Annotated in this window: 1 protein-coding gene; it reads left to right on the top strand. The window is 54.2% G+C overall.

The window, feature by feature from the left end:
- On the top strand, window positions 1-201 hold a 201-nt coding region (locus A9513_RS14695), incomplete at both ends, for an AraC family transcriptional regulator (protein WP_141678420.1).

Below are 201 nucleotides of genomic sequence, written 5' to 3'. Positions count from 1 at the left end.
GATGGCTGGACTGGCCGACATGCGGCTTGCCCGATCGCTTTTACAGATGCACAACTCCCCGGAACATGCCTGGTCAATAGCAGAGCTGGCCAGTGAGTCAAATATGTCACGCGCTGCGTATGCCGTGCATTTCAAGAGTGTCATCGGACAGACGCCTGCTGATTATTTGTTGAGTTGGCGAGTTAGCCTGGCTCAGAAGCT

Origin of the sequence: Pseudomonas sp. AU12215, assembly GCF_001675465.2 — a bacterium.
GTDB lineage: Bacteria > Pseudomonadota > Gammaproteobacteria > Pseudomonadales > Pseudomonadaceae > Pseudomonas > Pseudomonas nitroreducens.
The sequence above is the reverse complement of the archived record's forward strand: the minus strand, read 5'-3'. Positions and strand labels throughout refer to the sequence as shown.